The organism is Bacillus sp. LL01, from assembly GCF_001037965.1.
On sequence record NZ_LFEL01000003.1, the window covers coordinates 277,169 to 293,899 of the forward strand.

15 protein-coding genes are annotated in these 16,731 nt (G+C 43.5%); 13 read left to right on the forward strand and 2 right to left on the reverse strand.

Annotated features, from left to right (window positions below):
* Positions 1–52: 52 nt before the first annotated feature.
* The 10 genes from ilvD to AB685_RS10930 all read left to right on the forward strand — a co-directional run bounded on the left by ilvD (position 53) and on the right by AB685_RS10930 (position 12,031).
* Positions 53–1,720 (forward strand): dihydroxy-acid dehydratase, encoded by a 1,668-nt coding sequence (gene ilvD / locus AB685_RS10885; RefSeq protein WP_047970628.1) that lies wholly within the window; start codon positions 53–55, stop codon positions 1,718–1,720.
* 27 nt (positions 1,721–1,747) lie between these two features.
* On the forward strand, positions 1,748–3,463 hold the full coding sequence (ilvB, locus tag AB685_RS10890; protein ID WP_047970629.1) for a biosynthetic-type acetolactate synthase large subunit: 1,716 nt from the start codon (positions 1,748–1,750) through the stop codon (positions 3,461–3,463).
* Positions 3,460–3,717, forward strand: coding sequence for an acetolactate synthase small subunit (ilvN, locus tag AB685_RS10895; RefSeq protein WP_053073792.1), 258 nt, complete (start codon positions 3,460–3,462; stop codon positions 3,715–3,717). Before ilvB ends, ilvN begins: the two co-directional genes overlap by 4 nt.
* A 199-nt stretch (positions 3,718–3,916) precedes the next feature.
* Positions 3,917–4,942 (forward strand): ketol-acid reductoisomerase, encoded by a 1,026-nt coding sequence (ilvC, locus tag AB685_RS10900; RefSeq protein ID WP_047970630.1) that lies wholly within the window; start codon positions 3,917–3,919, stop codon positions 4,940–4,942.
* On the forward strand, positions 4,929–6,479 hold the full coding sequence (locus tag AB685_RS10905; RefSeq protein ID WP_047970631.1) for a 2-isopropylmalate synthase: 1,551 nt from the start codon (positions 4,929–4,931) through the stop codon (positions 6,477–6,479). Before ilvC ends, AB685_RS10905 begins: the two co-directional genes overlap by 14 nt.
* Positions 6,476–7,567: a 3-isopropylmalate dehydrogenase gene (leuB, locus tag AB685_RS10910; protein WP_047970632.1), complete on the forward strand. Its 1,092-nt coding sequence runs from the start codon at positions 6,476–6,478 to the stop codon at positions 7,565–7,567. The genes AB685_RS10905 and leuB overlap by 4 nt, the downstream gene beginning before the upstream one ends.
* Positions 7,568–7,655: 88 nt before the next feature.
* Positions 7,656–9,077, forward strand: coding sequence for a 3-isopropylmalate dehydratase large subunit (gene leuC, locus AB685_RS10915; protein WP_047970633.1), 1,422 nt, complete (start codon positions 7,656–7,658; stop codon positions 9,075–9,077).
* Entirely contained in the window at positions 9,077–9,667 is a 591-nt protein-coding gene (gene leuD, locus AB685_RS10920; protein ID WP_047970634.1) for a 3-isopropylmalate dehydratase small subunit, read from the forward strand. The genes leuC and leuD overlap by 1 nt, the downstream gene beginning before the upstream one ends.
* Before the next feature lie 128 nt (positions 9,668–9,795).
* The gene (locus AB685_RS10925) at positions 9,796–10,746 is read left to right on the forward strand and encodes an exonuclease domain-containing protein (RefSeq protein ID WP_047970635.1); all 951 of its coding nucleotides are present in this window, start codon (positions 9,796–9,798) and stop codon (positions 10,744–10,746) included.
* 325 nt (positions 10,747–11,071) lie between these two features.
* The gene (locus AB685_RS10930) at positions 11,072–12,031 is read left to right on the forward strand and encodes a DUF6612 family protein (protein WP_047970636.1); all 960 of its coding nucleotides are present in this window, start codon (positions 11,072–11,074) and stop codon (positions 12,029–12,031) included.
* A 232-nt stretch (positions 12,032–12,263) separates the two neighbouring features.
* Here AB685_RS10930 and AB685_RS10935 read toward each other — a convergent pair whose 3' ends face one another.
* The gene (locus AB685_RS10935; protein WP_047970637.1) at positions 12,264–12,818 is read right to left on the reverse strand and encodes a hypothetical protein; all 555 of its coding nucleotides are present in this window, start codon (positions 12,816–12,818) and stop codon (positions 12,264–12,266) included.
* A 105-nt stretch (positions 12,819–12,923) separates the two neighbouring features.
* Between AB685_RS10935 and AB685_RS10940 the strand changes: the two genes are divergently transcribed.
* The 3 genes from AB685_RS10940 (at position 12,924) to AB685_RS10950 (ending at position 15,507) form a co-directional block, all read left to right on the forward strand.
* On the forward strand, positions 12,924–13,844 hold the full coding sequence (locus AB685_RS10940; RefSeq protein ID WP_047970638.1) for a phosphatidate cytidylyltransferase: 921 nt from the start codon (positions 12,924–12,926) through the stop codon (positions 13,842–13,844).
* 106 nt (positions 13,845–13,950) lie between these two features.
* Complete coding sequence (locus tag AB685_RS10945) at positions 13,951–14,883, forward strand: nucleoside hydrolase (protein ID WP_053073793.1); 933 nt, start codon at positions 13,951–13,953, stop codon at positions 14,881–14,883.
* Between the two features lie 231 nt (positions 14,884–15,114).
* Positions 15,115–15,507: a hypothetical protein gene (locus tag AB685_RS10950; RefSeq protein WP_047970640.1), complete on the forward strand. Its 393-nt coding sequence runs from the start codon at positions 15,115–15,117 to the stop codon at positions 15,505–15,507.
* Positions 15,508–15,523: 16 nt separating this feature from the next.
* On the opposite strand, the gene AB685_RS10955 is transcribed toward AB685_RS10950, so the two are convergent.
* On the reverse strand, positions 15,524–16,669 hold the full coding sequence (locus AB685_RS10955) for a glycosyltransferase family 2 protein (protein WP_047970641.1): 1,146 nt from the start codon (positions 16,667–16,669) through the stop codon (positions 15,524–15,526).
* Between the last annotated feature and the right edge of the window lie 62 nt (positions 16,670–16,731).

Below are 16,731 nucleotides of genomic sequence, written 5' to 3' on the forward strand. Positions count from 1 at the left end.
CTACATTAAAGCATTAAAAGGGGTCTGACCCCTTTAAGGAGTGAAGCAGCCGATGAGAAGTAATACGATCAAGAGAGGGATTGACAGAGCACCACATAGAAGTTTGTTGCATGCAGCGGGAGTAAAGGCGGAGGATATGGATAAGCCGTTCATCGGTGTCTGTAACTCTTACGTGGATATCATCCCCGGGCACATGCATTTGAATAAATTTGCCGAAGTAGTGAAGGAAGCGATCAGGGAAGCTGGCGGAGTACCTTTTGAATTTAATACGATTGGGGTGGATGACGGAATAGCCATGGGACATATCGGAATGCGCTATTCCCTTCCAAGCAGGGAACTTATCGCCGACTCGGCGGAAACAGTAATCAACGCTCATTGGTTTGACGGCGTGTTTTACATCCCAAACTGTGACAAGATCACCCCAGGAATGCTGATGGCAGCTGCTCGAACCAATGTCCCGGCAGTATTCGTGTCCGGTGGACCAATGGAGGCGGGAAGAACTAAGGATGGAAAGCCATTGTCCCTTGTATCCGTTTTTGAAGGAGTTGGAAGTGTCCTTTCTGGGAAAATGTCCAGAGAAGAGTTACTAGAGATTGAATCTAGTGCCTGTCCAACTTGTGGATCCTGCTCCGGAATGTTCACGGCAAACTCGATGAATACATTAATGGAAATGCTCGGAGTGGCCCTGCCTGGTAACGGTACCATGGTGGCAACCTCAAATGAAAGACACCAGCTGATCAAAGAAGCAGCAAAGCATCTCATGAGACAGATCGAAGAAGATGTAAGACCAAGGGATATTATTACAAAAGAAGCAATCGACGATGCTTTTGCACTCGATATGGCAATGGGCGGTTCGACCAATACCGTTCTGCATACACTTGCCATTGCACACGAAGCAGGAATTGAATATAAACTCGAAGACATCAATAAGATTGCGGAAAGAGTACCTTATCTTTGCAAAGTTAGTCCAGCATCCGACTATTCCATGGAAGATGTTCATGAAGCGGGAGGGGTAAGTGCCATTATCAAGGAACTATGTCAAATGGAAGGGGCCATCCACCCAGAAAGAATCACCATTTCCGGTAAAACCATCAAGGAAGTGGTAGATCACGCGCAAATTGTCAACGATCAAGTTATCAGGAAGAAAGATAATCCATACAGTCCTGTCGGTGGACTAAGCATCCTGTTCGGCAATCTCGCGCCAAACGGAGGAGTCATTAAGGTTGGAGCGGTAGATCCATCCATTAAGACCTTTACTGGAGAAGCGATTATTTTCGAATCACAAGAAGAGGCACAAGAGGGAATTAATAGTGGTCAAGTTCGCGAAGGGCATGTTGTGGTAATCAGATACGAAGGACCAAAAGGTGGTCCTGGAATGCCGGAGATGCTGGCCCCTACTTCCTCTATTGCAGGAAGGGGTTTATCCACCAAGGTTGCCCTAATTACAGATGGACGGTTTTCTGGGGCATCAAGGGGAATCTCCATTGGGCATATCTCTCCGGAAGCGGCGGAAGGTGGACCAATCGCATTTGTGGCAAACGGGGATATCATCCAGATCGATCTGCAAAAACGCTCTATCCATCTTCTAGTGGAAAGTGAGGAACTGGAAGCAAGAAAGCAGGACTGGCAACCACCTGAACCGAAAGTCAAAAGCGGGTACCTTGCAAGATATGCAGCTCTCGTAACTTCAGCCAATACAGGAGGAATTCTTAAAGTTTAATACCAACCTTAAGGAGGTGGAGAACGAATGAGTACAGTTGAAAATAGCGGAACGAAAGTGGCCCAGAAACTCCTGACAGGTTCACGGATGATTGTCGAAGCCTTAAAAGAGGAAAAGGTCGAAGTGATATTTGGTTATCCAGGTGGTGCAGTCCTAAACATTTATGACGCACTCTATGACGGTGGTATCCCACACCTTTTGACAAGGCATGAACAGGGCGCCATCCATGCTGCCGAAGGGTATGCAAGGATTACTGGAAAACCGGGAGTCGTAATTGCCACTTCCGGGCCAGGTGCCACCAACATCGTGACAGGCCTTGCAGATGCCATGATTGACTCTCTACCGCTTGTTGTCATTACCGGGCAGGTCAATTCACAGGTGTTGGGATCGGATGCCTTTCAAGAAGCGCCGATTCTGGGGATTTCCATGCCAATTACCAAACATAACTTCCAAGTCCAGGATGTAAAAGAACTGCCAAGAATTTTTAAAGAGGCATTTCATATAGCATCAACCGGGAGACCAGGACCAGTATTGATTGATATACCGAAAGACATCACTGCAACATCTGGAATATATGACTATTCTAAAGAAGTCCATCTGCCAGGATATAAGTTGCAAGCCGAGCCGGACCCACAAGCTATAAAAGAAGTGGCTCAGGCATTGAAAAGATCCGAAAAGCCCGTCATTTTAGCTGGTGCAGGCGTTCTCCACAGCAAAGCAACACAAGAATTGAAAGAACTGGTAGCAAAAACAACCATTCCAGTAGCAAATACATTACTTGGTCTAGGCAGTTTCCCAGCAGACCATCCACTTTTCCTTGGAATGGCTGGGATGCATGGGACATATTCCGCCAATATGGCACTGTATGAAGCAGACCTGATCATTAATGTCGGAGCTAGATTTGATGACAGACTGACAGGCAACTTACAGGAATTCGCAAAGTTTGCCAAGGTAGTTCACATCGATATTGATCCATCAGAAATCGGAAAGAATGTACCGACCGATTATCCGGTAATCGGAGACGCAGCAAAATCCCTCAAGCTTCTTCTAAATGAGCTACCGGAAACAGGAGATACAAGTAACTGGCTGGAAAAGCTGCTACAGTCAAAAGAAGATTACCCATTATGGTATGTGGAAGATGGAGAATCATTTAAGCCCCAGAAGCTTGTCGAGCTAGTTCATGAATTGACGAAGGGGGAAGCGATTGTAACGACAGATGTTGGTCAGCATCAGATGTGGGCCGCGCAATTCCATGGATTTCGAAAGCCTGACCGCTGGGTAACTTCTGGAGGCCTTGGAACGATGGGCTTTGGCCTACCTGCCGCAATAGGCGCACAGGTGGCAGAAAGACCATCCACTGTCGTCGCCGTACTCGGAGATGCTGGTTTCCAGATGACATTACAGGAACTTGCCGTATTAAAGGAGTACTCTCTACCGGTAAAAGTGGTGCTTGTAAACAATCAGTCAATGGGCATGGTTCGCCAATGGCAACAGCTCTTCTATAAGGAAAGATACTCCGAATCACTGCTTCCGAACCAACCGGATTTCGTAAAACTGTCCGATGCATTCGGGATCAAGGCGGCAGTGGTCCAAAATGAAAAAGAGTTCCGCGCGGTATTCGCCGAGGCACTTGCTACAGATGAGCCATATCTATTGGATTGCAGAGTGACTCCTACAGAAAATGTGTATCCGATGATTGCTCCTGGAAAAGGAATTCAACAAATGGAAGGTGTGAAGCCATGAAGCGAACATTGTCGCTCCTAGTAAACAACCAGCTTGGAGTATTGAACCGGTTGACCAATCTGTTTTTGCGAAAAGGATTGAACATCGAAAGCCTGGCAGTAGCACCGGTCAACGAATCCCCCATTTCCTTAATGACCATCGTTGTTAACGTGGTCGAGGAACAAGAAGTGGAGAAAATAAAGCTCCAACTAGACAAACAGATCGATGTCATCCAAATCACCGACATATCCGAGCAAATTGCTCTTACAAATTAACGGAATATTCTTAAATTTATTGTAGTTTCACCCGTTGGCTGTAGTGCAAGGCGTGAGACTCCAGCGGGGAAGTAACGGTTGGTTGAGACCCCGCAACGAAGTGAGGAGGCTCAAGCACCGTCCCGCGGAAAGCGAACGCCTGGAACGAAAGTCATCGGGAGTTCGTTCAAATACTTATATTTTCCAAGGAGGAATTCAAATGGCAGCAAACATGTATTATAACGACGATATCTCACAAGCGGCACTAAACGGAAAAAAGGTAGCAGTAGTAGGCTACGGATCACAGGGTCATGCACATGCACAAAACCTAAGAGAAAGTGGAGTCGAAGTCGTAGTAGGCGTTCGACCCGGTGGATCATGGGATAAAGCAAAAGAGGACGGTTTCCAGGTTTATCCTGTCGGTGAAGCAGTAGCTGCCTCGGATGTAGTCATGATTCTCCTGCCGGATGAGAGGCAACCCGAAGTGTACAAACAGGAAATCGAACCACATCTTACTGCAGGAAAAGCATTAGCATTTGCCCATGGATTCAATGTCCATTTTCATCAAGTAGTTCCTCCTAAAGATGTGGATGTATTCCTAGTCGCCCCAAAAGGACCTGGCCACCTTGTAAGACGTGTATATGAAGAAGGTGGCGGTGTACCGGCATTGTTCGCGGTCCATCAAGATGCAACAGGGGAAGCGAAAGAAGTGGCATTGGCTTACAGCAAAGCGGTCGGAGCAGGCAGAGCTGCGGTTATGGAAACAACCTTTAAAGAAGAGACAGAAACAGATCTATTCGGAGAGCAGGCTGTACTTTGCGGCGGAACGACGGCACTTGTAAAAGCTGGATTTGAAACCTTGGTGGAAGCAGGCTATCAACCGGAAGTCGCCTACTTCGAGTGTTTACATGAACTGAAACTAATCGTAGACCTACTATATGAAAATGGATTAGAAGGAATGCGCTATTCCATCTCTGATACGGCACAATGGGGTGATTTTACCGCAGGGCCGCGAGTGGTCAATGACGGAACAAAGGATGAGATGAGAAAAATCCTTTCCGAAATCCAATCCGGCCATTTTGCCAAAGGTTGGGTGCTTGAAAATCAGGCAAACCGCCCAATGTTCCATTCCATCAATGAACAGGAAAAAAATCACCCACTCGAAGTGGTAGGAAGGGAGCTCCGCGCAAAAATGCCATTCATCCAATCGAAGAAGAAAGGAGTCGTTGGCAGTGCGAAAGGTTGATATATTTGACACAACACTAAGAGACGGTGAGCAGTCAGCTGGAGTGAATCTTCATCCACATGAGAAGTTGGAAATAGCCATACAGTTGGAAAAATACGGAGTAGATATCATGGAGGCAGGGTTTCCTGCTTCCTCCTATGGGGACTTTCAGGCGGTGCAACAGATTGCCAGAACGGTAAAAAAATCCCGAGTGGTAGGTCTTGCCAGGTCGATAAAATCAGATATCGATGCCGTCTATGAAGCAGTAAAAGATGCAGAAAAAAATGGCGTTCATGTCTTCCTTGCCACCTCTCCAATCCATATGGAGCATAAATTGAAGAAAAAGCCGAAGGAAGTAGTAGAGGCAGCCGTTCAGGCGGTCGAATATGCAAAACGATATTTCGACCATGTCCAATGGTCTGCTGAAGATGCAACAAGAAGCGAATGGCCATTTTTGGCACATATCATTGAAAAGGTCATTGACGCAGGTGCAAATGTCATCAACCTTCCTGACACCGTGGGATATACGACTCCACTGGAATATGCTCAATTAATCACATATATCCGTGAACATGTACCGAACATCCATAAAGTGAAGCTCTCTGCACATTGTCATGATGACCTAGGCATGGCCGTATCTAATTCATTATCAGCCATTCAGAGCGGTGTCGATCAGATTGAAGGTACCATCAATGGAATTGGTGAACGTGCTGGTAATGCATCTTTGGAGGAAATCATTGTCGCGTTGCAAATTAGAAAAGACGTGTACGAGGTGGAGACAAATATCGACTTGAAGCAAACGGTCAGAACTAGCAACCTTGTCAGCAAACTGACAGGTATGATAGTCCCGCAAAATAAAGCGGTGGTTGGTGCCAACGCTTTTGCCCATGAGTCCGGAATCCACCAGGATGGGGTTTTGAAGAACAAGAGCACCTATGAAGTGATCAACCCAGAAATGGTCGGTCTTCATTCCAACAAAATGGTCTTGGGCAAGCATTCCGGCAGCCATGCCTTTAAACAACGCTGCGAGGAGCTAGGATTATTTTTAAATGAAGAAGAAGGAAAGAAACTCTTTAAAGCATTCAAAGACTTAACTGCAAAAAAGAAGGAAGTGACGGAGGACGATATCTTTGCCTTGATGATGGATTCGTCCGTTAAAGGTCTTTTCCCTCATTACCGTATGGAAACCTTGCAGATCTCCTATGGTTCCAACATCATTCCGACTACAACCATTGCGATTAAAACGGAGGATGGGGAACTTCTGCAGGAATCTGCAACTGGAAAAGGAAGTGTGGAATCCGTTTATAACACCATCTCCAGGATCCTTCAAAAGGAAATATCGTTGCTTGACTATCGAATTCAATCCACCACAAACGGTAGTGATGCACTGGCCGAAGTTTATGTGAAAATTAAATGTGATGGAGAAGTTTCAAACGGCAGAGGAGTGGAGCATGATGTCCTCGAAGCTTCTGCAAAAGCATATTTAGATGCAGTCAATCGCCTATCCATCAAAGAAAAGTTTGCTAGATACTCAGCCAAAGGAGTGGAGGTAGGATGAGTCAGTACACTATCGCAGTCCTTCCCGGAGATGGAATCGGACCGGAAGTGATAAGGGAAGCCATACTTATCCTCGAGCAGGTTGCCCAGAATTTTCAGCATACATTTACATTTAACTATGGAAAGATTGGAGGAGTTGCTGTCGATGAGACAGGAACTCCTCTTCCACAAGAGACAGTGAAATTATGTAAAAACAGTCATGCGGTACTATTGGGGGCCGTAGGTGGGCCAAAATGGGATGAAGAAACTCCTGAAAGAAGGCCGGAAGCAGGACTGCTAGGGATCCGCAAAGCCTTGAAACTTTATGCCAATTTGCGACCTGTCACTCTATTTGAATCTCTTATCCATGCTTCTCCATTGAAAAGAGAGGTTGTTCTTGACACAGATGTCTTAATCGTCAGGGAACTAACCGGTGGCATCTATTTTGGTACACCACGAGAAAGAAGACAGGGAGCGGACGGTCTAGAGGTGGTGGACACCCTCCTATATTCGGAAAAAGAGATGGAGCGCATTATAAGAAAAGGATTTGAAGTAGCACAGGGACGTAAAAAAAAGCTGACCTCAGTTGATAAAGCGAATGTATTGGAAAGCAGCCGACTATGGAGGGAAACCGCTAACCGGATCTCCAAGGAATTCCCGGATGTCCACCTGGATCATATGCTTGTAGATAATGCAGCCATGCAATTGGTCAGAAACCCCCGACAATTCGATGTAATTGTGACGGAAAACATGTTTGGCGACATTCTAAGTGATGAGGCTTCCATGCTGACAGGTTCACTTGGCATGTTGCCTTCCGCAAGCCTAGGAGTGGAAGGACCAGGTCTTTATGAACCGATCCATGGTTCCGCTCCTGACATTGCCGGCAAAGATGCTGCGAACCCATTGGCAACGATTCTATCAGCCGCCATGCTTCTAAGGCATTCCCTAGGTTTGGAGGAAGAGGCTGCTTCTATTGAAAAAGCAGTCGACCTTGCCCTTGAAGAAGGCTATCGTACACAGGATATTGGCACCAAATGGGAGCCGGTCTTAAGTACCTCACAAATGGGGGAAGCGGTAAGAAGCTATCTTCGGTCTCCTATTAAGAATTAATAAATCTTAGTATTAAGTTCTTTTAGAGAAAATCAATAGCGGCGCTCAACAGTGCCTAAAGAAAAAAACAACGCGGAAGGTGAGTGACATGCAGCCAAGAACACTATTCGAGAAAATCTGGGATCGCCACACAGTAGTAAAAGAGGAGAAAAAACCAAGCCTGTTGTACATCGACCTCCACTTGGTGCACGAAGTCACCTCTCCTCAAGCATTTGAGGGATTGCGCCTTTCAGCAAGAAAGGTAAGACAGCCGGATTTGACGTTTGCGACCATGGACCATAATGTACCGACCATCAACCCGTTTCATGTTACAGATGAGATTGCTTCCAAGCAGATGACCACACTTGAAGCCAACTGCAGGGAGTTTGGAATTAGACTTGCAGACCTTCATAGCTCGGAACAAGGAATTGTCCATGTTATAGGACCAGAGCTTGGCTTGACATTACCGGGTAAAACAATTGTTTGCGGTGACAGTCATACTTCCACACATGGAGCTTTTGGTGCCTTGGCATTTGGAATCGGAACAAGTGAAGTGGAGCATGTCCTTGCGACTCAATGTTTGTGGCAGTCGAAGCCAAAGACATTGAAAATTGAATTTACAGGACTTAAGCCGCTAGGAGTATCTGCAAAAGATATCATATTGGCAGTAATTGCAAAATATGGAACAGACTTTGGTACAGGGTATGTTCTTGAATTTACCGGTAAGGTCATTGAAGAGATGTCGATGGAGGAACGAATGACCATATGCAATATGGCCATTGAAGCCGGTGCACGCGCGGGGCTTGTGGCACCGGACGAGACGACATTCTCCTATTTAAAAGGAAGGAAATATGCACCGGTCGGCGAGGAACGTGATAAGGCGGAAGTAGAATGGTATGCACTTCGATCAGACGAGGGTGCAAAATATGATAAAGAAATACAATTTGACATTACAAACCTTGAGCCGCAAGTGACATGGGGAACCAACCCATCGATGGGAACGAACATCAGCGGTAAGGTACCAGATCCTGCTTCCATTGCAAATGAAACAGAAAGAAAATCGGTTGCTCAAGCAATAGACTATATGGGGTTGCAACCAGGGATGAAAATATCAGATATTGCCATTGATTATGTGTTTATCGGATCCTGTACCAATTCACGAATAGAAGATCTGCGACAAGCTGCAGAAGTGGTAAAAGGAAAATTTGTTTCTTCTAATGTAACAGCACTAGTTGTTCCAGGATCCAAACAGGTCAAAAAACAGGCAGAAGAAGAGGGCCTTCATGAGGTGTTTTTAGAGGCGGGATTTGAGTGGAGAGAGGCCGGTTGTAGCATGTGTCTCAGTATGAATCCAGATGTTGTCCCCGCAGGGAAAAGGTGCGCCTCCACTTCCAACCGAAACTTTGAAGGCAGACAAGGAAGAGGAGCCAGGACTCATCTAGTCAGTCCTGCCATGGCTGCTGCAGCTGCAGTGAAAGGTCGATTCATCAATGTTAATGAAATGCGATATGAAAAGGAGGAGGTCGTATAATGGAAGCTCTCATCACTCATATCGGGAAAGTGATTCCTTTGGATAAGGCCAACGTGGATACGGACCAAATCATTCCGAAACAATTCCTTAAAAGAATTGAGCGTACTGGATTCGGGCAGTTCCTCTTTTATGATTGGCGTTATGATGAAAAAGGAGAAGAAAATAATACATTTGTCATGAATGACCCGAAATTCGATGGGGCTTCCGTTCTCCTTGCAAGAAAGAATTTCGGGTGTGGATCCTCCCGTGAACATGCACCATGGGCGCTGAAGGATTATGGGATTAGCGTGGTCATTGCACCTTCTTTTGCAGATATCTTTTACAACAACTGTTTTAAAAATGGGATTCTTCCGGTTGTTTTAAAGGAAGAGGAGGTGGAAGCTCTCTTTCAAAAAGCCTTCAAAGAGTCAATTGAGGTGAAAGTGGATCTTGAGTTTCAGGAGATTACTGTGGGAGGAAACTTAAAGTATCAATTTGAGACAGACGAATACCGCAAGCAGATGTTATTAAAAGGTCTGGATGATATCGGGTTGACCGAAATGTACATGGAACAGATCAATGAATATGAACAAACCAGAAAAGTATATTGAAATGTGTGAGGACCATCGCCATTATGAAAAGGTGATGGTTTTTCTTTGGAATGAGTTTTTATTAGACCCATGTTCTGACTTTTTGTATGATAGATTCATAGTATCAACTCGAGAAGGAGGAAACGGTAGTGGACTTTATTGCACTTGACTTTGAGATAGCCAATAATGATCTGAGTAGTGCCTGTTCGTTGGGAATGGTTTTTGTAGATGATAAAAAGATTGTGGATGATAAGTATTATTTAATTAAACCACCTAGACTGAAGGTGGAGAAGTCCTTTTCAAAAGTACACGGATTGACGGAAGAGGATTTAAAGAATGCGAGGACATTTGATGAAATTTGGCAGGAAATCAGTGGTTATTTTAATACGGACACTTTGGTTGTCGCGCATAACGCCTATTTTGATATGAGCGTACTGAAAAGCTGCTTACTCCACTACTCGTTGGAGATTCCGGAATTCAACTATGCTTGTAGCATACCAATAAGTACTCGTGGCTTGAACGGTTTCAAGGTGGGGAACTCACTTAAAGCTAGAGTGGAGCATTTCGGTGTCACACTTGATCAGCATCATAATGCGTTGTCTGATGCCAGAGCGTGTGCGGAAGTAGTATTAAAATGTGTAGAGCTAAAGCAACGGGAGTCGCTCCAAACTTATTGTAGTACCTTTTCCTCCATCCCTTTGAAAAGTTTTACCGAGTTGAAACCACAGACCAGCTTTTACCCGAGGGCAAGAAAGACAAATGTGCGGAAATCTTTTAATTCAGTGTCGATTAGTGAAATTTCACCAACAAATGACAAGTTCGATGATAAACACCCGCTGTTTGAGAAAAACCTCGTTTTCACTGGCGAGCTGACAAGTGTCGACCGGGCGAAAGCGATGCAACTGGTAGTGGATAAAGGTGCTGTCATTAAAAGTGGTGTCAGCGGGAAGACAGATTATCTTGTAGTAGGCCAGCAGGATCCGTCTATTGTAGGACCGGATGGCCTGAGCTCCAAGGAAAGAAAAGCGCAGGAGCTTATGAAAAAGGAGAGTAAGATTAAGATCTTACGAGAAAAAGAGTTTTTGAAACTATTGTCTTAGAGCAATGTACTAGGACTCTCTTGTTTATATAACGCCATGCACCCGATAACCAGGGGGCGTGGCGTTTTTTCTGTGAGCTGTATTTGGTTAAAACAAGCGCTTCAATCGACATAAGTTGCTTCAATAAGAAAAAATGGGTATATTTAACTATTTATTCTTCATTTCGAAACCTATTATTAATAACGACCGTAATATAGTTGTAAAACAAAGAGTTTGGTAGCGTGAATATTACATATGAACTTTTTGTTAATATTGTTATTTTTATCCTGAAAAAGGGTAAAAAAGATGTAGATAAAATAAACAATCATGAATGGGAGAGGATTTTGTGAGGTTTTTGAAAATGATGCTGGTGGGGATTATGGCTGTTATGCTATTGACGGCATGTGGAAATACCTTCAATGAGGTCAATGGAAATGTAGAAGAAAATGTAACAGCAGACGACACAACCAGCGAGGAAACAAATTCCAGCGATGTAGAGGAAGTGGATGCAAAGGAAGAAACGGAAGCAACTGAAACGCTGACTGCTGATGAAGTGTTGGCAAAATCTACAGAAGCAATGGCTGCATTGTCCAGTTATTCGATGGAAATGGTTTCTGATCAGGAGATTTCCATGGAGGGGGAAGACACCATTAAGATGGTTACAATAACTTCAACCGATATGTCTTTAAATCCATTGGCAATGTATCAAGTTACATCCATTGAAGATGCAGACGGTATGATGGGAAGTATGGATAATGAATCCTATTTTTCTGAATCAGGATTTTTCGTCTATGATCCAATGGCAGGACAATGGTTTAAAATGCCGGATGAATTTGCTGGAGAAATCCATTCCATGTCTGACATGCAGACAAATCCTGCAGAACAGTTGGAAATGTTGAAAGCTTATTCCGAAAACATGACAGTTTCAGAAGAAGAAGATCATTATGTTCTGAATTTTGAAGGATCTGGTGAACAATTCAATGAAATGGTTTCTATGGTTGGCGGAATGATGGGTGATGATATGGGTGGCATGATGGAAGAGATGCTTTCCATGATGACGGTGAATAAATTAAGTTATGTCATTCATGTTGATAAAGAGACATTCTATCAAACTAGAGTACTGGTGAACATGGATATGGAGATGGATGTTGAAGGGGAAAAAGTAACAAGCATCCAAGTAATGGACTCCACTTTATCCAATTTTGATGAAGTAGGGGAAATCACTGTACCTCAGGAGGTTATTGACAACGCCCAGGATATTTCCATGGAGGACCTAGAACAAATGGAAGAGACAGGGAGCTATTAAACTAATAGCAGGAGTAGCATAAAAAGCGGTACTTTTAATGAAAATCGAAGAAACTAAGTTGATCGCAGTGGAAGGCGCGCAGACTCCTGCGGGAAGGAAGGGACAGGGGAGACCCCGCAAGGCGTAGCCTGAGGAGGCTCCCGGACCGCCCGCGGAAAGCGAAGCGCCTGGAACGGAGATCAACAGCTAAATGAAAGTCTATCAGGAGGAGCTTAAACGCTCCTCCTTTACTTTATTGAAGCCGAAGCTTAACAGGTTCATAATCATACAGCTTCCCTTCATACATCCACTCCAATCGGTCGCTCTGTCTGAAGTCATCAGGCGTTACAAGGGAGGGAAGTTTATCCCATAACCTGATACCGGAACGGTGAAGAACATCGGAAACGAACTGAGAACAGAAATAGCTTGAGTCTATTTCGACCGGCTCATTGATGGAAACTCCAATAACTCCAAGCAGATTATAAAACCACTTCTTTTCTTTCTTTTGAAAGATACCGATAATTCTCCTCATTTTGACGACTTCTCTTTCTGTTACCTTTAATTTATATAAAACACAAGTGGTACCGGGATAGTTCCGGTAGGTACCATTTTCAACATCCTCTTTCACAAACCCGCCGTTAAGGGGATTACTCGGCCGTTTTCTTCCAAAGCTGTATAGCTCATTGAGATTGCTGTCGAACGAAAGGGATACGTGATTATATGGTGCTTTCGTATATTTTTTGATTGATTTAGTAAAAAAAGTACCTGTATCTGTCAGCAATATGTAAACATATGTATCTTCCATCATTAACAACACCTTTGTAAAAAAAATTGTTTCTTCTATTATTATATAATTTCTCTTGACCAAAATTAACCATTAATTTCATAATAATAGGTAGATAGGGGGATTATTATGTTTGAGGTAGAAGCAGTCATAACATTACTAGTCATTGCGTTCGGTTTAGGTGTGTTTAACATCATTTTCTACATAGTGAAAAGAAATACAACTTCTAAGGATTTTTCCGATTTATCTGAAAGGGTGAAGACGTGGTGGGGAATGCTTGCGGTATTCAGTGTCGCAACATTGTTCAATCCTCTTGTATCCTTATTTGCCCTCATGTTTCTATGTTTTTTTTCATTGAAAGAATATTTCTCGATATTACGGACCCGTAAGGTGGATCGTCAATTATTCCTATGGGCTTATCTGTCGATTCCCATCCAATTTTATTGGATATATATTGGATGGTACGGTATGTTCATTGTCTTCATTCCGGTTTATGTATTCTTGTTTCTGCCGCTTCCGAGGATCCTTGGGAACGGGACGGTAGGGTTTTTGCGTTCGGTGAGTTCGACCCAGTGGGGTTTGATGCTGATGGTATTCGGTCTAAGCCATCTAGCATTCTACCAAACAGCTACACCGGAGTACGGTGCAAACCTAGTCTTATTTTTGGTCGTTTTGACCCAATTACATGATGTCGTACAATATCTGGTTTCGCTTTATATTGGAAAACGTAAGGTCATCCCATCCTCCAATCCTAATATCACATGGGAAGGTTTCCTGATCTCCACATTTGTGACAACAGGAGTTTCCTATAATTTGTACGCATATTTAACTCCTTTAAATGAGTTGTTCGGATTATTATCAGGTCTTCTCATCAGCGTTGCCTGTTTTGGAGGCAGTCTGGCAGTATCCGTACTGAAGCGGGACCTGTTAATAGGTGACGATGAAAAGGCATCAGTACTTAAGAAAAGCTATTTGACAAGAGTGGATAGCTTGGCGTATTCAGCACCGATTTTCTTCCATGTCATCCGCTATTATTTTGATTTTATGTAGGTTTAAAGAGTTTTTATAAAGGTGGAAAAGAAATACTTCTTTAGAATCACATATTTTCACATGACACCTAATATTTTACAATAAAAGGGTTTTAGGGGGATATGTGATGAAGCTGCTGATATTTTGTGACCCGGGAATTGACGATGCACTGGCTTTGATTTATGCATTATTACATCCGGAAATAGAAGTACTGGGACTTGTTTGCAGCTATGGAAATGTGGATAAGAAAACCGCCGCCAATAATGCATCCCATATCTTAAGTTTGGCTGGACGCTTGGATATACCATTATTCAACGGTGCAGAAATGCCGGTTACAGGGGAATTAGCCAATTATTATCCCGAAATTCATGGCGAAGATGGTATTGGCCCAATCAAGGTTCCAAAGGGTACCTACGATCTTCGCCTCCGTAATCTTGGTGAAGTATTTGATTTGATTAAAAAAAATAGAAGACTAGTCATCGTTGATCTTGGAAGGTCGACAACTTTGGCGGCCTGTTTCTTATTGAATAAAGAAGTAATGGGTATGGTAAAGGAACTGCACATAATGGGTGGCGCCTTCATGGTACCGGGGAATGTTACTCCTGTAGCAGAAGCGAATTTCTATGGAGACCCCACTTCCGTCAATCTATTGTTATTTCACGGGAAAAAAGTTTTCCTCACCCCATTGAATGTCACGCAGAAGGCGATTATCACCCGGGACTTTTCAGAGTCGCTCGGGAACTATGCCAGAAATAAATTCAGAGATATCTATGTCCCGATAATCGGGTATTATGCGGATGCTTATGCTAAATTGGTGCCCGGAATTGAAGGTGCCCCGTTTCATGATCTGTTGACTGTTTATTCCGTTGTCCATCCCAATAGAGTGCAATACTTGGCGAAGAAAGTGAATGTTATTGTAGAAGGAAAGGCCCGCGGGAAATCTTATGCAGATTTTCGAGACATGGATATGGAGGGAAATAGTAAACACCACATCGCTTTAGGGTTTGACTATGAACATTTCTTGGAGGAGATTTTTCAGGTGTTAACACGTTCGCTATAATGGTGATATGTAGTGTATGAAGGAGGAAAAAAAGTGGCTAATGTAATGGTGGGAAGCAATCCTGCAAGAATTCTAAAAGAATTAGAAGTAAAATAAAGAATCTATCATTTTTTCTAGTAATCGTTGCATATAATGTAACGATTCTTCTTTTGTTCTGATGAAAATCATTATAGGAATTCGACTTTATTTGTAGAACTTTACATACTAGTAATTTTTGTGGGAGGGACGGTTTTGGAAAAAGAAGAGCATTCCTTATTCGATCAACCAATCATAGCCTTTGGCTTGCCGATACTTATTATGCTTTTTGGTGTGTTCCTGCTGGTGGAAGCACATAATTCAGGAAAACTGAAATACATCCCGGTAGTTTTCATTCTGCTAGGGCTATCAGAGATTATTCGTGCTGTGATGAGAAGGCATTATCGTCCGACCAAGAGGAAGCGGGCAGAAATCAACCAGAAAAGTGGACATGTTGCCTACCTCTTAATGGCTACAAGTGTTGTCTGCTCGGTCCTGCTTTTGATCATGGAGAGAATTTCGGTGGAGATGGTGCTATATGTTCAGTTATCCATGGCGATAGTGATATATCCGCTTCTTAAGTTGATATTTCTTGTACGGCATTATTAAAGTGACGGGATCCCCGTCACTTTTTTAAATCTTTAATGGAGTAAAAGGTTCCTCTCCAGATGATACCGCCTCTATAATTTGTGAGAATGGTTGCACGTGCAATACTATAAATGAAAAGTAAAACCGTTATTGGGAATACAATTAAATAAAGATTTGCGCCTTTCCCCATTTTATTCGCCGTTTCGTTATAGGCGAGAAACAGCATTAAGATACTTAAAGCGTAGGCAAGTTGAGTGCTACCTGATGTTACGAACAAGGCGATAAAAGGGAAGAGTTGCGAAAGAAACAAACCGCTTATGGCGAACAACACCATGAAATAGCTATAGAAAAGTCCTGCAAAAGTGTTCTTTTCCAACCCGACAAGCGCTGAATGCAAATCAGGATACCACTCCACCTGCAAGTGGTTGAGTGCTAAAGCCAAGTGCTGCCTTTTTCCAGACTGCTTTATCTGACGGCCAAGCATCAGGTCATCATCTGGCCTCATTTTAAATTTCTTGTGCGTACCGATTCCTTCATAGGCTTTTCTAGACAGCAGATTGAAGGCGCCGATTCCGATAGCTGACTTGCTGCTTTGATCATTTGATTTCCAGGGCCTTTTGAAAAAACCGAAACCAAACAGGAAGAAGGAGATAAACGCATTTGTCCAGAAACTGCTCCCTTTCAGATTTGGCGCGAGAGTCAAATGGTCTATTTTATGGTTCTGAAAGTATGTGATTGCTTTTGCGATGGCATCTTTTTTAAATATGATGTCCGCGTCAGTAAATAGGATGAATTCTCCCTTGCTTTGTAAAAAGCCTTCATACAATGCGTGATTTTTCCCAAGCCATCCTTCTTTAAGGTTTTTAATATGGATGATTTTCAATCTGGGTTCAGTAAGAGCCAACTGCTCAAGGATGGCACCGGTACGGTCAGTGGAGCGGTCGTTAACAACGATCCATTCTATATTGGAGTAGGTCTGTTTAAATTGGGATTGTAGGCTTGCTTGAATGTGCTCTTCTTCATCTTTGGCAGCAACAATGATGGATAGAAGGGGACCACTATGGTGTAATCTTTCATCTTCTGTTATATATTCTATCTTTGCAATTTTCCTCATCCCGATTTTTGCATCCAGCCAGACGGCAAACCAGAAGAGGAAAGTGAGTATCGCTAAGTAGAGCATCATAAACCCTCCAGTATTTGATTACAGTATTGTACCAGAAGGAAAGTGAAAAAAGCACCTGAAGA